Source organism: Mesorhizobium sp. WSM4821, assembly GCF_055901555.1.
In genome coordinates this window covers 1,025,652-1,041,907 of the sequence record NZ_CM148371.1, presented here as the reverse complement: position 1 = coordinate 1,041,907, position 16,256 = coordinate 1,025,652, and the positions used below count along the sequence as shown (strand labels likewise).

Genomic DNA, 16,256 nt, shown 5'->3' with positions numbered 1-16,256 from the left:
GGCAAGGTCAAAATAGCGCGATCCCACCGGCAGCACCAACCGCGTGCGGAGCGGATCATCCTTACCTGCTCATCGACGGAGCGCTCCTGAAACGAGAGCGAGCTTATAGGGATGTGTCGCGGCGGCGTCTACCGCCAGGTCGGCTGGTTCGCCGTTCGCTGGTGGCTCGGCTTGTGCTAAGAAGCCCCGGTCGGGCCGGGGCTTTCCTGCATTCGCAAAAAGGGGAGCGCCGGCTATTCCGCCGGCGACGGTTTCTTCCGGAAGAGCGCGACCAGATTGTCCCACAACTCGATCTTGGCGCCCTGGCGCTTCATGATGACGCCTTGCTGGATGATCGAAAGCAGATTGTTCCAGGCCCAGTAGATGACGAGGCCGGCCGGAAAGCCCGCCATCATGAACGTGAAGACCACCGGCATCCAGGTGAAGATCATGGCCTGCGTCGGGTCTGGCGGCGTCGGGTTCATGCGCATTTGCAGGAACATGGTCACGCCCATGATCAACGGCCAAACGCCGATCATCAACATGTCCGGCAGAGCGATCGGTATGAGGCCGAACAGGTTGAAGAGCGAAGTCGGGTCGGGCGCCGCGAGATCCTGGATCCAGCCGAAGAACGGTGCATGCCGCATCTCGATGGTGATGTAGAGCACCTTGTAGAGCGCAAAGAAGACCGGGATCTGCAGCGCCACCGGCCAGCAGCCGGCGAGCGGATTGATCTTTTCGGTCTTGTAGAGCTCCATCATCGCCTGTTGCTGCTTCATCTTGTCGTCCGCGTATTTCTCGCGGATCTCCAGCATCTTGGGCTGCACCTTCTTCATGTTCGCCATCGACGCGTAGGACTTGTTGGCGAGCGGAAAGAAGACGGCCTTGACGACGACGGTAGTGGCGAGGATGGCAAGGCCGAAATTGCCGAAGAATTTGTACATCGTGTCGATCAGATAGAACATCGGCTTGGTGATCCAGATGAACCATCCCCAGTCGATCAAACGGTCGAACAGCCTGATGTTGCGGTCCTGCGCATAGGCGTTGACCTTGGCGACTTCCTTGGCGCCGGCGAAGATTTCGGTCTCGACCGTCGCCGACTGGCCGGCATTAACGGTGATCGGGTCGGTGAGGAAGTCGGCCTGGTAGCGCGGGCGGCCGTTGTCGAAATAGGCGTAATGCGGCTGGAACGGCTGCTTCTCGGTCGGCACCAGCGTCACCGCCCAGTATTTGTCGGTAATGCCCAGCCAGCCATCGGTCGACTTGCCCGGCGTGTACTGCTTGTCCTCCTCGACGGCCGCGTATTTGTGTTCCTGCAGGCCTTCGGTGCCGGTGACGCCGATCAGCCCTTCATGCAGCACATAGATGCTGGCAACGGCAGGCTTGTCGAAGCGGGTGACACGGCCGTAGTTCGACAGGGTGACGGCGACCGAACCCGAATTCTGCACCGTGTCCGAGACCGTGAACATGTAGTCGCTGTCGACGGAGAAGGTGCGCTTGAAGGTCAGGCCCTTGTCGTTGGTGAAGGTCAGCGTGACCGGGGTCGCCGGCGTCAGCGTCGCATTGCCCTCGACGGTCCACACCGTTGCCGGCCCTGGCAGCGTGCCGATCTTGTCGCTGCCGACAAAACCGATCTCGGCATAGTAGCCAGTGGGCAGCGCCGCCGGGTTGAGCAGTTCGATCTCGGGCGAGTTCTTGTCGACCGTCAGCGTGTAGTGCTTGAGCTTGAGGTCGTCGAGACGGGCGCCGGTGAGGTTGATCGAGCCTTCCAGGCTCGGCGTGTCGATCTTGATGCGCTGCGTCGACGCCAGCGCCTGCTCGCGGCTGGCCGGCGTCGTGCCGTCGGTTCCCGGTGCATTGGCCCCCGGTGCATTGGGAATGGCGCCTTGCTGCGGCACCGGCGTTTCACTGCTGCCCGGACTGGCGCTTTCGGCCGCCTTCTTCTGCTCCGCTAGCCGCTGCTCTTCGATACGGGCCGCCTCGCGTTGCGCCTCGCTGCGCGGCAGCACGTAGAAATACTGCCAAAGCGACAGGATCAGCACCGACAGCGCGATGGTGATGAAGAAGTTCCGGTTGTTTTCCATCGAAAGCCTTGGCCTATCGTATTCCGCGCAGTCGGCGGGAGAGTTCGGCCTTCAACTGGCCGAATGGAATGGTGAGCACATCTTCGCGCCCGACGATGACATAGTCATTGCCAGGCGCCATGTCACCCGCTGCCTGCGTGCGCACGGCTTCCTTCAGCCGCCGCCGGATGCGGTTGCGGACGACTGCGTTGCCGACCTTCTTGGTGACCGTATAGCCGACGCGAGGCGCGCCGCTGTCGCTGCGGTCAAGAACCTCGACGAGAAAAAGCCGCCCGCGGCGCTTTTCGCCACGCCGGACGGCCAGGAATTCCGCGCGTTTCAGAAGCCGCTTGGGATGTGCTCCCACTGGCTTGCCGGTTGCGGGCAACGATCTCGTCTTCCGTTCAGGCGCTGAGCCGCTTGCGGCCGCGGTTGCGGCGGGCTGCGACGACGCCACGACCACCCTTGGTGGCCATGCGGGCACGGAAACCGTGCCGGCGTTTGCGGACGAGTTTGGACGGTTGGTAGGTACGCTTCATTTGTTTTAATACCGCGGGGTGCGGCCCTTCTTGATTCTGTCACTCTGTAACAGGAGCTTTGCCAGGCCGGTTTTGGCGCGATCGAAACCGCGCCGGGACGAATGGCCCGAGCGTGAGCGGGCTTATAGAAAGAAGGGTTTTGGAAGTCAATCCGGCGCCGGCATTCGGCCGTCGGGCCGATGGCGGAACTCTTGGCGGCCTTACCCCAGTTGGGACGAAGGACGAAATTGGCAAAAAAGCCGCAATGGCCTAATCTTGGCTGATCAAGTGATCGTGAAGACAAAACAGCATGGTTGAAGTTCCATCCGCCAAAGAAAGGATCGATCGGGCGCCGGCCAACGCCCGGACGGTGCCTTTGTCGCGTGGGCTATCGACAAAGCTCCTGCTGCTCACCATCGTCTTCGTGCTGCTGGCCGAGGTCCTTATCTTTCTGCCCTGGATCGCCAGCTACCAGCTGAGCTGGCTGAAGGAGAGGCTGAGCACCGCCGCGGCCGTCTCGATCGTGCTGGTGCAGGGAGAGCCCACCTCGCTCTCCCGCGCCGCCCAGAACGACGTGTTGACGGCGATCGGCGCCAAGGCGATCGCCGTGCGCGACGGCGGCGTCTCGCGCCTTCTGGTCGTGGCTGAAATGCCGCCGCAGGTCGACGAGCATATCGACATCGCCAATGTCGGACTGGTCGAGGGCATGACCAGTGCTTTGGACACTCTGTTTTTCGGCGGCGAGCGGATGCTGCGCGTTTTCGGGCCGGTCGGCGACAGCGACAAGGAATTCGAGCTGATCATGCCCGATCACAGCCTGCGCAATGCCATGCTCATCTATTCGCGCAACGTCGCCTTCGTCTCGCTGCTGATCTCGCTGTTCACCGCCATGCTGGTCTACGCCGCCATAGACCTGATCATGATCGGTCCGATCCGGACGATGACGCGCTCGATGCTGGCCTTCTCAGAGGCACCGGACGACCCGGGGCGGATCATCCGGCCCGCCGCCCGCGCCGACGAGATCGGCGTCGCCGAGCGCGAGCTGTCGCAGATGCAGGAGCGGCTGCAAAAGATGCTCGCCGAACAGAAACACCTCGCCAACCTTGGCCTCGCCGTGTCGAAGATCAATCACGACATGCGCAACATCCTGGCGTCGGCGCAGTTGATGTCGGACCGCCTGCGTCAGGTCCAGGACCCGACCGTGCAGGCCTTTGCGCCAAAACTGTTGCGCGCACTCGATCGTGCCGTGTCCTATTCGGAAGGCGTGCTCTCCTATGGCCGTACCCAGGAGCCGCCGCCGTCGCGCCGCAGGCTCAGGCTGCGCCAACTGGTCGACGACGTCCACGGCCTGCTCGACACCGAAGGCGGCATCGAATTCGTCAACGCCGTCGATCTGGCCTTCGAGGTGGATGCCGATTCCGATCAGCTCTTTCGCGTGCTCACCAATCTTTGCCGCAACGCCGTGCAGGCGATGGCGGCGGACGCGGAGAGTGCAGTGGTGCGTCGGTTGGCGGTGTCGGCCGAGCGCTTGGGCAGCGTCAGCCGCATCACAGTCACCGACACTGGCCCCGGCCTGCCGCCGAAGGCGCGCGAGAACCTGTTCGCGGCGTTCCGCGGCTCGGCCCGCAGCGGCGGCACCGGCCTTGGCCTGGCGATCGCCTACGAATTGATCCGCGCCCATGGCGGCACGGTGGAGCTTGTCGAAAGCAGAGGTGGCCGCACCACATTCGCGGTCACCATCCCCGATGAGCCGGTCCGGCTCGACCAGGCTCGCAACGGCCTGCGCCGCCCGGCCTGATGGGCCCGCGCCCGCCTTGGCTTGGTCCCCTTCTGATCCTCGCCCCCTTCTGATCCTCGCCAAGACACGAACAGCAAAACTTTTGCGGATCGGCTTGCTTTTCGGAAATTCAGTCGCTAGGGAACACGTCACATCGCGGCCGGTCGTTAAGGATTGGATCGCTGGCCATGCAAAGTATGGCCTGTTGCGCGCCCGTAGCTCAGCTGGATAGAGCACCAGACTACGAATCTGGGGGTCAGGAGTTCGAATCTCTTCGGGCGCGCCAAATTTACCAGGTCCGTTACGCCAACACCGAAGATTGTCGCCGGACTACGCCCGAGCGAAAAGTGGGAAATAATCCGAGGGCAAGAAAGCGCGGTAAGGCGGCGATCGGCGCTGGAAGCGTCAGGGTGAACCGCGAACGCGCTGCGCGATGTAGCTCTCGAGCGAGATCGATCCTCGAATTGGGTCTTCGGGATATTCGGGGCCATCGATTGTCGCCGCCGTCATCCTCGCATATGAGTGAGCCGCAGCGTCGGAGAAGCCTAAACCGCGGAATGCGTCTTCCCAGGTTTCGCGTGGGATCACGTTGACGCGAACGGCCCGGCCAAGGGCGGCGGCGAAGGACGCGGCCACATCATTCGGGGAGTACCGTTCCGGCCCCTCGACAGGATGCATGCCTGTCTGCCTGACCGGCTCTCGCAGGAGTCGCGCGGCGACCCGTCCCAGGTCGTCTGGCGCGACCATGGGGAGCTTGAGGTCGGCAGGGAGCATGGTCGACAGAACCCCATCCTTCGTGACGGGCCCTACCATCGTATCCCAATTGCTGTAGTAGTAGGCTGCGCGGATGATGCTGGCAGGGATCGGCTGGTCCCTTAGGCCCACTTCCAGTTCGTAAAGGACGTTGAGATCGCCGCATTCTTCGCCCGGCTGCGCGCCCATGGTTGATTCCGCCACCACTTTCTCCAGCCCGGATCCTTCGAGCGCTTCGAGCAGGCAGCGCACGGTCCGGCGTTCCTCCCGGTCCGTCTCGCTCGAAATGTCAGCGGGCGGATTCAACAGGAAGGCTCGCGTCCCGCGCCGGAACACCTCGTGCATCGAGGTCACGTCTTGAACGTCGGCGAGGACGACCTCCGCGCCCCGCTGTCGCCATGGGCTGGCCTTCTCAGGGCTTCGCGTAACGATAGTGACGGCTTCGCCCTCGTCGAGCAGCGTCTTCGCCACGGCGGAGCCAACATGGCCCGTGCCGCCAACAACGATGTGCATCGGTTACGTCTCCAGCAATGATGCGGCGTGCCGCGTACGGGATAACGCTTCGACCCCTCTCGAAGGTTCCCTTGCCGTCGCAGTCGCAGTCGGCGACGCGGAGCGCCGCGATCCGGTGCCATTGCAGCCTTATCGTTGCCAGAAGCGCTTGGCGATTTCTTCCTCGACCTGCCGTCTCGTCAGACCGATATCGTCGATCAAATGGGGATTGGCCCTCGACATCTGCTCAAGTTCCCAGCGAAAGCGTATCCGCCGGCGCCAGGTCGCGATAATGCTTGGCAGGGTCGTCAGGTGCCGACGCGACACTTCCGCCGGCCCTATGCGCGTTCCCGGCCGCTTCGCCTGATGCGGGGCCGTAAGGGTATCGTTCATGGCAACCTCCATATGGTTTGAAGGGTCCGGGGACCCTCGACCTGAAAGAGGTTGAATTCTGCAGGATGCGAACAGCGTCGTAATTAAGCTCTCCCAAATAGTTCTCAAAACTTCCAAACGGGCTAAAGATGTGCCGTATGCAGGGGTCGCGCTTTGCCTTTGGTCCGTTCGTGCTTGATCCGGGTGCGGGAACGCTCCTTCGGAACGATCTCCCCGTCGCCATTGGCTACCGCGGGCTGAAGCTGCTTGCGGCGCTCGTTGGACGGCCCGGCGAGATCTTGGGCAAGGCCGAGTTGATGGACGCGGCGTGGCCGGGCACGGCCGTCGAGGAAGGCAACCTCACCGTCCAGATCGCGCTGCTGCGGAAGCTGCTTGGCCCGGCCACCGACGGTGTTCAATGGATCGCCACGGTCCCACGCGTCGGCTACCGCTTCACAGGGGCTATCGAACAGCTCGGTGGCGCGAAGCGAAACCCTTTGCCGCTGCCCGGCAAACCGTCGATAGCCGTGCTGCCCTTCGTCAATGTCAGCAACGACCCCGAGCAGGAATCCTTCGCGGATGGGTTGGCCGAAGACCTGATCACCGACCTGTCCAGGATCTCCGGCCTGTTCGTCATCGCACGCAACTCGGCCTTTGCCTACAAGGGAAAGGCGATGGACGTGCGCGAGATCGCCGAGGACCTTGGCGTGCGCTACCTGCTGGAGGGGAGCGCACGACGCGCCGCGGGGCGCGTGCGCGTCAACGCCCAACTGGTCGACGCGGTGAGTGGCGATCATCTGTGGGCGGAACGCTTCGATCGCAGCCTGGACGATATCTTTGCCGTTCAGGACGAGGTCACCGGCAAGATCGTGGAGGCGTTGCTCGGCCGGCTGCGCGCACCGCCGCCGCCGCGCAATCGGCCCAAAAATCTCGAGGCTTACGATCTCTGCGTGCGGGCGCGCAAGCTGATGGATGATCAGCCGCAGACGGCGCGGGAAGCGCATCTGATGCTCACGCGCGCCGTTTCGCTCGACCCGGAATACGCCGAGCCCTATCGGTGGCTTGCCATGAACCATTGGATGGGATGGGTGCATTCCGGCGGACCAACTGAATCTTCCCGTAGCCTTGCCTTGGAACTGGCGCGCAAGGCCGTGGCGATCGATCCCAACGATGCGGGCTGCCGCTGGGTGCTGGCTTACCTGCTTGCCTATGAGCGCAGCTTCGCCGAGGCGGATGCGGAATTCGCCAAGGCGATCGAACTCGACCCGAACGAGGCCGATGCCTGGGCGGCATTGTCCGATATCACGGTCCTGGCCGGGCGGATCGAGGAGGGCCTTGAGCACATTCGCAAGGCGTTCCGGCTGAACCCGTTTCCGGCAAGTTGGTACTATCTGACGCTCGGCCAGGCGCAATATGCGGCGCGCGATTACGAAGCCGCTGTCGAGACGCTGCGCGGGGACGAGACTTATCGGACAAGCTCACGCCGTTTCCTGGCGGCAAGCCTTGCCCAGCTCGGCCGGCTCGACGAGGCGCGCGCGGAGGTCGAACTGTTCCTCGTCGGCAACCCCCATTTCACAACCTGCCACTGGGCCACGACGGAGCCATTCCGCGACCCTGCGACGCTTGAGCATTTCATTGACGGCTTCCGCAAGGCCGGTCTTCCGGAGTGACGCGGGGGCGTGATCGAAGGGCGCCGTCCTCGAGCATCTGGTTCGAGATGTCGATCGTGGCATGCGTCGCTGTCACTTCGTAACGGCGCCTTCGCGCCGTTACGTGCGACCTACTCCTCAAAGCGACCCGTAGCGTCACGATCGCGCTCGTATCGCCGCTTGAGCGGAAACGGCGGCAACCAGGACTCGCGACGGACGATCCAGCTTTCGTAGGTTGGCATCAGCTGGTCAGGGGCATCCAGGGACCCCAGGTGCACTTCGATTTCGTCTGCGTTGCGTGCGAAAACGGACGAGCCGCAGCGGGGACAGAAAAACCGCCCGGCGTAGTCGCGTGTTTCGCCGTCGATCGTCACCGCATCCTGAGGGAACACCGCGGCAGCATAAAACAGGGCCCCATGATGCTTGCGGCAGTCGAGGCAATGACAAAGGCCGACCCGGTATGGGAGTCCCGACGCCACAATTCGCACGTTGCCGCACAGGCAACCGCCGGTGAATCGGTTCATGCTGCGTCTCCTCCAAAATCAAGCGGTCGGAATGGCTACGACGAATGGCACTGTCATTGCAATTGCCCGCTGCGGGCGGGGACGCGTCGTTCTTCCGTGGCGGGTAAGACCGGAGGTGGCAGATATCCCGCGCTTTATGTCATTTCAGCTACGTCACCACGCCGATAGGCTGCCTTGGACAGACGAAGAAGAGAGGCGGCATCATGAAGGCGCTGATCGCCGGTGGCGGCATCGGCGGGCTGACCTCGGCCCTGTTCCTGCACAGGATCGGCATCGATGCCGAGATATTCGAGCGGGCCGGCGATATTCGCGAGCTCGGCGTGGGCATCAACATCTTGCCGCATGCCGTGAAGGAACTGGCGGCTCTCGGACTTCAGGCGGACCTGGACGCTCAGGGCATTCGCACGCGCGAGCTCATATACGCCAACCGATTCGGCCAAGTGGTTTGGCAGGAACTGCGCGGCATCGGTGCAGGGCATCTTCATCCGCAGTACAGCATACATCGCGGCAAGTTGCTCGGGCTGATCCACAAGGCGGTAATTGAACGGTTGGGCCGCGAAATTATCCGCACCGGCTGGCAAGTCGACGGCTTTCGCCAATCGGGAGGCGGCGTTGTGGTCGAGCTCTCCAGCCGCGACGGCGAGCGCACCCACTCATCCGGCGACCTCTTGATCGGCGCGGACGGCATACACTCCACGGTACGGGCCCGTCTCTTTCCCCAAGAGGGGCCACCCATCTGGAACGGCGTCATGCTGTGGCGCGGCTGCACAAGCTGGCCGACCTGGCGCGACGGCCGGGCGATGGCGATCGCCGGCGGCAACTTCGCGAAATTCGTGTTTTATCCGATCGCCGCCGATGGCTCGCAGCCGGGCGCCCGCCTGACGAATTGGGCGGTGATGGCGCGGACAGGAATTTCCGGCACCGTGCCGCTCCGCAGGGAGGACTGGAGCCGGCCGGGGGTTCTGGCGGACGTACTGCCTTTCGTGCGCGAGCGCTTCCGGTTGGATTTCGTCGATCCGGCCGAGATCATCCGGTCGACGCCGACGTTTTACGAATACCCCAATTGCGACCGCAACCCACTTGACCGATGGGCGTTCGGACGCGTGACGCTGCTGGGCGACGCCGCCCATCCCATGTACCCGGTCGGTTCCAACGGAGCGAGCCAGGCGATTCTCGATGCGCGCAGCCTCGCCGAGAATCTGGTCGCCGAGACGTCGGTCGAGGCCGCACTTGCGGCTTATGACGCGGAACGCAGGCCGGCGACATCGGCCATCGTACTTGCCAATCGCGGGGGCGGTCCCGAGGGCGTCATCGACATGGTGGAATCGCGCGCGCCGGACGGGTTTGACGACATCGAAGCAATCGCGTCTCGTGACGAGCGGGAAGCTGTCGTACGCGGCTATGCGCGCCTTGCCGGCTTCGAGAGCCGTTCCCGCGTGTGACGGCGGGCAGGAACCAGTTCTCACAGCTCGGCATGCATGTCGCGGAAAAGCCTCGGCGCGACGCCGAAACGGCGCTCGAAGGCGTCCGCAAGGCGAGCAGGCGGGAACAGGCCGACCTGTACCGCAACCGACTTCAGCGAAAGCCCGCGCGACAACAGCATGCGCGCGGCATCGAGCCTGGCGATCTCGACGAAGCGAGCCGGCGTTTCCTCCGTCGCCGCCACAAACTTGCGATGGAAGGTTCGTTCGGTCAGGCCGGCGCGCGCAGCCAGCGAGGGCACGTCAAGCTGCGCGTCGAGGTTCGCCTGAATCCAGCCGATCAGGTCGGCGAACGGGCTGTCGCCCTTCACCTGAGCCTGCAGGAGCGGGCTGAACTGGGACTGGTAGCCGGGGCGACGAGCATAGAGGATCAGCCGTTTCGCGACCTCGCCAGCGATCGCCGCGTCGAGATCATGCGCGACCATCGCCAGCGCCATGTCGATGCCGGTGGTAACCCCGGCGGACGTCCAGAGCCGTCCGTCGACCACGTAAAGCGCGTCCGGATCGACCGTGACCGACGGGAATTTCTCGGTAAATGGCTTGCACGAGTCCCAGTGGGTGGCGATGCGACGACCATCGAGCAGCCGGAGCGCGGCGAGCAAGAATCCTCCCGTGCAGACTGAACCAAAACGTTCCGCCTTCACCGCCAATCCTGGAATTGCTGCCCGCAGCATCGGATCCGCCACTGCCGACAGGAGTTGCTCCCGCTCCGCCCCCACAACCAGCACGGTGTGGACTTCCCCCGGCCGAATCTCGGTGATCGGACGGGTCTCCACCGCGACGCCGCTGCTGCTCTCGATAGCGCCGCCTTGCGTCGATACGAGCAAGACCTTGTACAGGGCTGGCTTGCCTTGCTGGCTCAAGGCGCGATTGGCACCGTTGAAAACCGATGCGGGTCCCGACATGTCGAGCAACTCGAACCCGGGATAGACGATGAGGGCGACGTGGTGCATTGGCAGAAATTACCGCATATTTGTCCTTTCTGCCAAGGGCCTCCACTGCTAGGTTTGACCGGTAGATGGAAGCGCCGGAACGCGGCCGGTCGCCTGGAGCCGCTTCTGTTCGTTCTTCTGGAGAAACGCAGTGATGTCGAAATCCATCTTCGTCTGGGGTGGTTTGGCCCTCATCGTCCTTTCCCTGGCGGGTTTTGGCGGCTGGATGTTCAGCCTGCCATCGACGATGGCGGCCGTAGAGGCGCCGCCCGTTCCGCAGGAGGAGACTGCGGCCATGCTGACTGCGCTCAAGCCTGCAGTGCGCGAGCGTCCGCTCGTCGCGATCATCGGTATCAACGACGCCACGGAGACCACCGATTATCTCATGCCGACCGGCATCCTGCGGCGAGCCGACGTTGCCGACGTGGTGATGCTGGCGACCGGACCGGGACCGGTGCAGCTCTATCCCGCGCTCAACGTCGAGCCGGACGCGACCATCGTACAGTTCGACGCCGCGCATCCTGATGGAGCCGACTACGTCATCGTCCCCGCCATGAGCCGCGACGACGATCCGGCGGCGCTCGCCTGGCTCAAAAGCCAGGCGGAGAAGGGCGCGAGGATCATCGGCATCTGCGCCGGCGCCAAGGTCGTCGGAGCGGCCGGCCTTCTCGACGACAAGCGTGCGACGACGCATTGGTACTATCTCCGCGAGATGCTCAAGCGCAGCCCGACGATCGAATATGTGCCCGACCGGCGCATGGTATCTGACGGCAGCGTCACAACCACGACCGGCATCACGGCGTCGATGCCGATGATGCTGACGCTGATCGAGGCAATCGCCGGTCGAGCCAAGGCGGAAGCGGTCGCGAGTGATCTCGGCCTAGCGGGATGGAATGCGCGGCATGCAAGCAGTGCGTTCAAGCTTACGCGTCCGTTCGCGACTACGGTACTTGCCAACAGGATGGCCTTCTGGAACCGCGAAGAGTTCGGCATCCGCCTCGAGCCGGGCATGGACGAGGTGTCGCTAGCACTGGTGGCCGATGCCTGGTCGCGCACCTACCGGTCGAGCGCCGCGACCTTTTCTGTCTCGCCGGATGCCGTCGAGACCCGTAACGGCATTCGCGTCATCCCCGACCGGTCGGGCCGGGATTGGCCGAAAGACCGGCAAGTGCCGACGTTTTCCGATCGGAAGCCGGCGGATGCGCTCGACCGGGCGCTCGAGGCGATCACAGCGCGTTACGGAAAAAGCACCACAAGCGTGGTCGCCATGCAGCTGGAATATCCACGGCAAGAAACGATCCGCTGACGGATCGCAGCCCCGCCAACAGGCTCGAGTTGAGAAAAGTTCCATTCGGCTGTCGTGAGAAGCGCCGGTCTTTCGTCCTCCGGATACGCCACCGACCCACGCACAGGAATTCCGAGGAGAATCCGCCATGCAAGAACTTGAACCTGCCAGCAATGGATACGCCGAAGCTGCCGAAGGCCTACGCCTCTACTACGAAGTCTACGGCGAGGGCGAGCCGATCGTCGTTCTTGCCGGCGGGCTTATGCCGATCAGGACCACTGCGCAAATCACCAGGCCCCTGGCGGAGCGGCGCCAGGTCATCGCCATCGACCTCGAAGGCCACGGCCGTACCGGTCTGCGGGACACACCCATGAGCCACGAAAGAAACGGCGACGACGTCGCTGCGGTCTTGCGCCACCTCGGCATCAGCCAAGCCGACGTCGCCGGCTATTCCCATGGCGCTGATGCTGCGATTTGGACGGCCATCCAGCACCCGGCGATGGTGCGCAACCTGATCGTGATCGCCACTGCCTTTGCGCGTGACGGCTGGTACCCGGAGGCGCAGGAAGGCATGAGCGCCGTCAACAGCTCACTCGCCGAGCAGATGAAGGCCACACCGATCTTCGAGGGTTACGGCCACCCCGACCGGTTTCCGCTGTTCGTCGACCGTATGGGCGAGCTTATGCGGAAGGACTGGAACTGGCGTGAGGACGTGCGTGCCCTGCGCATGCCGGTGCTGCTGATCTTCGCGGATCACGATTCGGTCTCGATGCAGCACATCGCCGAGTTTTTCGCCCTGTTCGGCGGTGGCATCCGGGAACCGGGCTGGATCGATCCGCAGTTTTCGCGCGCGCGGCTGGCAATCATTCCGGGCTATTCGCACTACAATCTCGGCCAGGGACGGGAGGTGGCGCAAGTGATCGAGCGATTCCTCACGCAACCGACGTCGCCAGCGACGCAATTCGCGCCGTAGCAACCGGACCGGTCTATTGTTCCGGCAAACCCGGATCAGTTCACGCCGCCATCCGCCAGGATCGTGCGACCGGTTATCCAGCCGGCATCGTCCGAGGCAAGGAAGGTCACGATACCCGCAATATCCTCCGGCTGACCGATGCGGCCGAGCGGCGTCATGGCGCGTATCTGCTCGCCGCGTTCGGCGATGATCGTCGTCGTCATGTCCGTTTCGATCACACCCGGGGCCACCGCGTTGACGGTGATGCCCTTCGGGCCCAACTCACGCGCGAAACCGTGGACGAGCGTGATGACAGCCGCTTTGGACGCGGAATAGACGGAACTGGTCGGGATCGGGTTATAGGCGAGGCGCGACGCAAAATGGACGATGCGTCCGCCCGGCGAAGGCAGGAGAGGTGCGGCTGCCTGCGTAAGCAGGATCGTTCCCAGCACGTTGGTGTCGAAGATCGAACGGTAATGAGCCTCGTCGATCCTGGCCAGCGGCAGGTATGGCCCGATGCCGGCCGTGTTGACCAGGACGTCCAGCCGCCCGAAAGCCTCGTAGGCTCCGCGCACGATGGCCTCGGCCTCGCCGGACTTCGAAGTGTCTCCGGCGAAGCTTTTCGCGTGACCGCCGTCCGCGGCGATTTCGGCGACCGTCGCGTCGGCCGCACCGGCCGTGCGATGGCCGATCGCGACGGCTGCGCCCAGCCCCGCGAAGCGGCGCGACACCGCGGCGCCGATGCCGCGCGATCCGCCGACCACAAGAACCACCTTGCCTTCGAAAGCCTTGCTCATGACGTGTCCTCCTCGCGCGGCCTCAACGCGCCTGTGCCCAGGCGTCGGCCGGTACGCTTTCGAGCAGAACCTCGTCTGCCCAGCGTTCCACCGGTTTCGCCGCCGCTTCGACGACACGACGGGCGAATTCGCCCAGATATGCAGCACGACCCTCGTCGCCGACCCGCGGCGCGCCATAGGCAACGAAGGGCTCCTCGACCGAATAGCCCATATATTGCAGGGTGAGGCGTTGCGTCTGCCACAGCACCTTCTCGATCTCGCCATAGACGCCATCGGGACCGAAACGGGCCGTCGTGCCGCCGGTCGTCACGGAAAGCAGGGCCCGGCGTCCCTTGAAAACGCCGGTGTCGAAGCGCCGGCCGTCGACATAGGCGAAGCCGTAGGCCAGCACGCGCTCGAACCAGCCTTTCAGAATTGCGGGCGGGCCACCCCACCACAGCGGGAACTGCAGAACCAGAAGATCGGCCGCGGCGACCCGCGCCTGTTCGCGCGCGATCTCTGAAACGAAGGCCTCTTGCCTTGCAGCCAGAGCCTGCTCGCTCTGGTAATGGAACCGATCCGGGTCTGCGACGGTCGAGAAGTCGTGGCGTCCTGCCTCCGGATCGAAGCGATCGGCGTAGAGGTCAGACACCGTCACCGTGTGCCCGGCGGCCCGGAGGGCGGCTTTCGCACGCGCCACCAGCGCCGCGTTGAACGAGGTTGGTTCGGGATGCGCGTAGACGATCAGAACGTCCATGAGCCCAATCCGGTCAGAAGTTCACGCGATCGGCGCCCTTGAGCTTGAGGATCGCACGCGCCTCGGCCGGCGTTGCAACCTCCAGGCCGAGGCCTTCGAGGATCTCACGGATCTTGAGGACCTGTTCGGCGTTCGAGCGGGCGAACTTGCCCGGACCGATCCACAACGAATCCTCCAGTCCGACACGAACGTTGCCTCCGTTCGCCGCGGCGATCGCGGCAATCGGCATCTGATTGCGGCCCGTGCCCAGGACCGACCACCGGTAATCGTTGCCGAACAGCCTGTCGGCGGTACGCTTCATGTGCATGACGTCTTCCGGATGCGGGCCGATGCCGCCAAGGATGCCGAAGACGCTCTGGACGAAGAACGGCGGCTTCACCAGGCCGCGCTCGACGAAATGGGCGAGTGTGTAGAGATGACCGATATCGTAGCACTCGATCTCGAAGCGGGTGCCATTCTCCGCGCAGGTCGTCAGGATGTTCTCGATGTCGACGAAGGTGTTCTTGAAGATTCGGTCGCGCGATCCTTCGAGATACGGCCGCTCCCAGTCCTGCGAGAATTCCCTGAAGCGCTCCAGCATCGGAAACAGGCCGAAATTCATCGAGCCCATGTTGAGGGAAGCGACTTCCGGTTTGAATGTGGCGACCGGCTTGAGCCGTTCCTCGATCGTCATCGTCGGCGCGCCGCCGGTTGTGATATTCACCACGCAGTCGGAACGCTGCTTGATGATCTTCAGGAACGGTTCGAATCGTTGCGGGGACTGGTCTGGCAGACCCGTCTCTGGATCGCGGGCATGCATGTGCACGATGGCCGCGCCGGCTTGCGCCGCCCCGACGGCGGCATCGGCGATCTCTTCGGCGGTGACCGGCAGGTGGGGCGACATCGAGGGCGTATGGATCGACCCGGTGACCGCGCATGTGATGATGACTTTTCGTGGCGCCATGACGTGACTTTTCCTCTCGATCGTCCAGGTTCAGGCGGCGAGGTTGAGTAGCCCGGCCGCATTGGCCGAGATCATCCTGGTGATATCCTGGCGCGGCACCTGGAGGTCGAGCATCATCGAGACGATCATGCGATAGCCGTCCACCGGCTTCGGCGCCTGGGTCAGGCCGAGGTCGGATCCGAAGATGGTGCGCTCGACGCCCGCCACTTCGATCAGATGAAGCAGGTCCTGGCCGTCATGCTGTTTGGCGCGGCTGGGTATGAACATGCAGATCGAGTGCTCGATATAGGCGCCGAGCGAGACCAGGCCGCGAATCTCCTCGTCGGAGCATCCGATGATGTAGGACGGGTGGTTGACGAGCATCTTCTTCACGCCGCGCTTCTTCGCCTCCTCGAACAGCACGAAGAGTTCGCTGACGTGGAGATGGCCGCCGGCGAGGATGATGTCGCCCTCCGCGATCAGGTCGCATATCTGCTTGGCCTCGTCGATGAGCTTGCCGTTCGTATCGAGCACCGTGAGCGGGGACGGCGGCAGCATCGGCTTGGCGGTCTTGGGGAAGCTCTTCGCCGCATAGGCCGCTATGTGGTTTTTCGCCGCGAATGTAGGAAACCAGACGATCTTGCCGCCGAGCTTGATCGCATGGTCGACCGCGTGGGGGTTGACGCCGCCGGAGGCATTGTTGAGCGCCACGCCCGAGAAAAGCTCGAGATTGGCGTCGGGATAGATGTCCTTCAGCACAGCGCAGTGCGGCATGCCGATGTAATAGTGGTCCTTGTAGAGCAGCGCCTTGAATCCGGCGTCGAGGGCCATCTTGAAGGCCTCGTGATGACCCAGGATGCGCGGCATGGCGGCCGGACCGGAATGACAGTGCAGATCGACCGCTCCGACGAGCAGGTCGGCGACCTCGGCCGCGCGTGACGATTCCATCGGCGGCAGCGGCACGATGGTCGGATAGTCGGTGGTTGTGTCAGCCATCTTTCTGTTCCTCGTTCTTGAGATTTCG

General features: G+C 63.7%; 16 protein-coding genes and 1 tRNA gene. 6 read left to right on the top strand and 11 right to left on the bottom strand.

Going from position 1 to position 16,256, the window contains the following annotated elements; translation table 11 throughout:
- Positions 1-233 precede the first annotated feature (233 nt).
- The 3 genes from yidC to rpmH are packed head-to-tail and all read right to left on the bottom strand — an operon-like array spanning position 234 to position 2,581.
- Positions 234-2,063 (bottom strand): membrane protein insertase YidC, encoded by a 1,830-nt coding sequence (gene yidC / locus AC0NID_RS04735; RefSeq protein WP_473451297.1) that lies wholly within the window; start codon positions 2,061-2,063, stop codon positions 234-236.
- Between the two features lie 13 nt (positions 2,064-2,076).
- Entirely contained in the window at positions 2,077-2,430 is a 354-nt protein-coding gene (rnpA, locus tag AC0NID_RS04730; protein WP_473451295.1) for a ribonuclease P protein component, read from the bottom strand.
- Between the two features lie 16 nt (positions 2,431-2,446).
- Positions 2,447-2,581 (bottom strand): 50S ribosomal protein L34, encoded by a 135-nt coding sequence (rpmH, locus tag AC0NID_RS04725; protein ID WP_008833937.1) that lies wholly within the window; start codon positions 2,579-2,581, stop codon positions 2,447-2,449.
- A 289-nt stretch (positions 2,582-2,870) separates the two neighbouring features.
- Between rpmH and AC0NID_RS04720 the strand changes: the two genes are divergently transcribed.
- Both AC0NID_RS04720 and AC0NID_RS04715 read left to right on the top strand, forming a co-directional pair.
- Positions 2,871-4,358: an ATP-binding protein gene (locus tag AC0NID_RS04720; RefSeq protein WP_473451276.1), complete on the top strand. Its 1,488-nt coding sequence runs from the start codon at positions 2,871-2,873 to the stop codon at positions 4,356-4,358.
- Positions 4,359-4,546: 188 nt separating this feature from the next.
- Positions 4,547-4,623 (top strand) — tRNA-Arg (locus tag AC0NID_RS04715).
- Positions 4,624-4,742: 119 nt separating this feature from the next.
- On the opposite strand, the gene AC0NID_RS04710 is transcribed toward AC0NID_RS04715, so the two are convergent.
- Both AC0NID_RS04710 and AC0NID_RS04705 read right to left on the bottom strand, forming a co-directional pair.
- Positions 4,743-5,603, bottom strand: coding sequence for an NmrA family NAD(P)-binding protein (locus tag AC0NID_RS04710; RefSeq protein ID WP_473451274.1), 861 nt, complete (start codon positions 5,601-5,603; stop codon positions 4,743-4,745).
- Between the two features lie 129 nt (positions 5,604-5,732).
- The gene (locus AC0NID_RS04705) at positions 5,733-5,975 is read right to left on the bottom strand and encodes a DUF1127 domain-containing protein (protein ID WP_473451272.1); all 243 of its coding nucleotides are present in this window, start codon (positions 5,973-5,975) and stop codon (positions 5,733-5,735) included.
- Between the two features lie 137 nt (positions 5,976-6,112).
- On the opposite strand from AC0NID_RS04705, the gene AC0NID_RS04700 reads away from it, so the two are divergent.
- A complete protein-coding gene (locus AC0NID_RS04700; protein ID WP_473451270.1) occupies positions 6,113-7,624 on the top strand; it encodes a winged helix-turn-helix domain-containing tetratricopeptide repeat protein in 1,512 nt (503 codons plus the stop codon).
- Positions 7,625-7,734: 110 nt separating this feature from the next.
- Here the strand turns inward: AC0NID_RS04700 and AC0NID_RS04695 are convergent, their stop codons facing one another.
- The gene (locus AC0NID_RS04695) at positions 7,735-8,127 is read right to left on the bottom strand and encodes a GFA family protein (RefSeq protein ID WP_473451268.1); all 393 of its coding nucleotides are present in this window, start codon (positions 8,125-8,127) and stop codon (positions 7,735-7,737) included.
- Positions 8,128-8,330: 203 nt separating this feature from the next.
- Here AC0NID_RS04695 and AC0NID_RS04690 point away from each other — a divergent pair, with 203 nt between their 5' ends.
- On the top strand, positions 8,331-9,569 hold the full coding sequence (locus AC0NID_RS04690; RefSeq protein ID WP_473451266.1) for a flavin-dependent oxidoreductase: 1,239 nt from the start codon (positions 8,331-8,333) through the stop codon (positions 9,567-9,569).
- Between the two features lie 20 nt (positions 9,570-9,589).
- Here the strand turns inward: AC0NID_RS04690 and AC0NID_RS04685 are convergent, their stop codons facing one another.
- On the bottom strand, positions 9,590-10,561 hold the full coding sequence (locus tag AC0NID_RS04685; RefSeq protein ID WP_473451264.1) for a GlxA family transcriptional regulator: 972 nt from the start codon (positions 10,559-10,561) through the stop codon (positions 9,590-9,592).
- Between the two features lie 133 nt (positions 10,562-10,694).
- On the opposite strand from AC0NID_RS04685, the gene AC0NID_RS04680 reads away from it, so the two are divergent.
- Positions 10,695-11,846 (top strand): DJ-1/PfpI family protein, encoded by a 1,152-nt coding sequence (locus AC0NID_RS04680; protein WP_473451262.1) that lies wholly within the window; start codon positions 10,695-10,697, stop codon positions 11,844-11,846.
- Positions 11,847-11,973: 127 nt separating this feature from the next.
- Complete coding sequence (locus AC0NID_RS04675) at positions 11,974-12,798, top strand: alpha/beta fold hydrolase (RefSeq protein WP_473451260.1); 825 nt, start codon at positions 11,974-11,976, stop codon at positions 12,796-12,798.
- 35 nt (positions 12,799-12,833) lie between these two features.
- Here the strand turns inward: AC0NID_RS04675 and AC0NID_RS04670 are convergent, their stop codons facing one another.
- The 4 genes from AC0NID_RS04670 to AC0NID_RS04655 are packed head-to-tail and all read right to left on the bottom strand — an operon-like array spanning position 12,834 to position 16,228.
- A complete protein-coding gene (locus AC0NID_RS04670; protein WP_473451259.1) occupies positions 12,834-13,574 on the bottom strand; it encodes an SDR family NAD(P)-dependent oxidoreductase in 741 nt (246 codons plus the stop codon).
- A 22-nt stretch (positions 13,575-13,596) separates the two neighbouring features.
- Entirely contained in the window at positions 13,597-14,310 is a 714-nt protein-coding gene (locus AC0NID_RS04665; protein ID WP_473451258.1) for an NAD(P)H-dependent oxidoreductase, read from the bottom strand.
- A gap of 13 nt (positions 14,311-14,323) precedes the next feature.
- Positions 14,324-15,253, bottom strand: coding sequence for a 3,5-dioxohexanoate:acetyl-CoA acetone transferase (kce, locus tag AC0NID_RS04660; RefSeq protein WP_473451256.1), 930 nt, complete (start codon positions 15,251-15,253; stop codon positions 14,324-14,326).
- A 30-nt stretch (positions 15,254-15,283) separates the two neighbouring features.
- Positions 15,284-16,228 (bottom strand): DUF6282 family protein, encoded by a 945-nt coding sequence (locus AC0NID_RS04655; protein WP_473451255.1) that lies wholly within the window; start codon positions 16,226-16,228, stop codon positions 15,284-15,286.
- Between the last annotated feature and the right edge of the window lie 28 nt (positions 16,229-16,256).

Coding starts and splice junctions, on each gene's coding strand:
- yidC (WP_473451297.1), bottom strand. CDS start 2,063: ATGGAAAACAACCGGAACTTCTTCATCACCATCGCGCTGTCGGTGCTG.
- rpmH (WP_008833937.1), bottom strand. CDS start 2,581: ATGAAGCGTACCTACCAACCGTCCAAACTCGTCCGCAAACGCCGGCAC.
- AC0NID_RS04720 (WP_473451276.1), top strand. CDS start 2,871: ATGGTTGAAGTTCCATCCGCCAAAGAAAGGATCGATCGGGCGCCGGCC.
- AC0NID_RS04710 (WP_473451274.1), bottom strand. CDS start 5,603: ATGCACATCGTTGTTGGCGGCACGGGCCATGTTGGCTCCGCCGTGGCG.
- AC0NID_RS04705 (WP_473451272.1), bottom strand. CDS start 5,975: ATGAACGATACCCTTACGGCCCCGCATCAGGCGAAGCGGCCGGGAACG.
- AC0NID_RS04700 (WP_473451270.1), top strand. CDS start 6,113: ATGCAGGGGTCGCGCTTTGCCTTTGGTCCGTTCGTGCTTGATCCGGGT.
- AC0NID_RS04695 (WP_473451268.1), bottom strand. CDS start 8,127: ATGAACCGATTCACCGGCGGTTGCCTGTGCGGCAACGTGCGAATTGTG.
- AC0NID_RS04690 (WP_473451266.1), top strand. CDS start 8,331: ATGAAGGCGCTGATCGCCGGTGGCGGCATCGGCGGGCTGACCTCGGCC.
- AC0NID_RS04685 (WP_473451264.1), bottom strand. CDS start 10,561: ATGCACCACGTCGCCCTCATCGTCTATCCCGGGTTCGAGTTGCTCGAC.
- AC0NID_RS04680 (WP_473451262.1), top strand. CDS start 10,695: ATGTCGAAATCCATCTTCGTCTGGGGTGGTTTGGCCCTCATCGTCCTT.
- AC0NID_RS04675 (WP_473451260.1), top strand. CDS start 11,974: ATGCAAGAACTTGAACCTGCCAGCAATGGATACGCCGAAGCTGCCGAA.
- AC0NID_RS04670 (WP_473451259.1), bottom strand. CDS start 13,574: ATGAGCAAGGCTTTCGAAGGCAAGGTGGTTCTTGTGGTCGGCGGATCG.
- AC0NID_RS04665 (WP_473451258.1), bottom strand. CDS start 14,310: ATGGACGTTCTGATCGTCTACGCGCATCCCGAACCAACCTCGTTCAAC.
- kce (WP_473451256.1), bottom strand. CDS start 15,253: ATGGCGCCACGAAAAGTCATCATCACATGCGCGGTCACCGGGTCGATC.
- AC0NID_RS04655 (WP_473451255.1), bottom strand. CDS start 16,228: ATGGCTGACACAACCACCGACTATCCGACCATCGTGCCGCTGCCGCCG.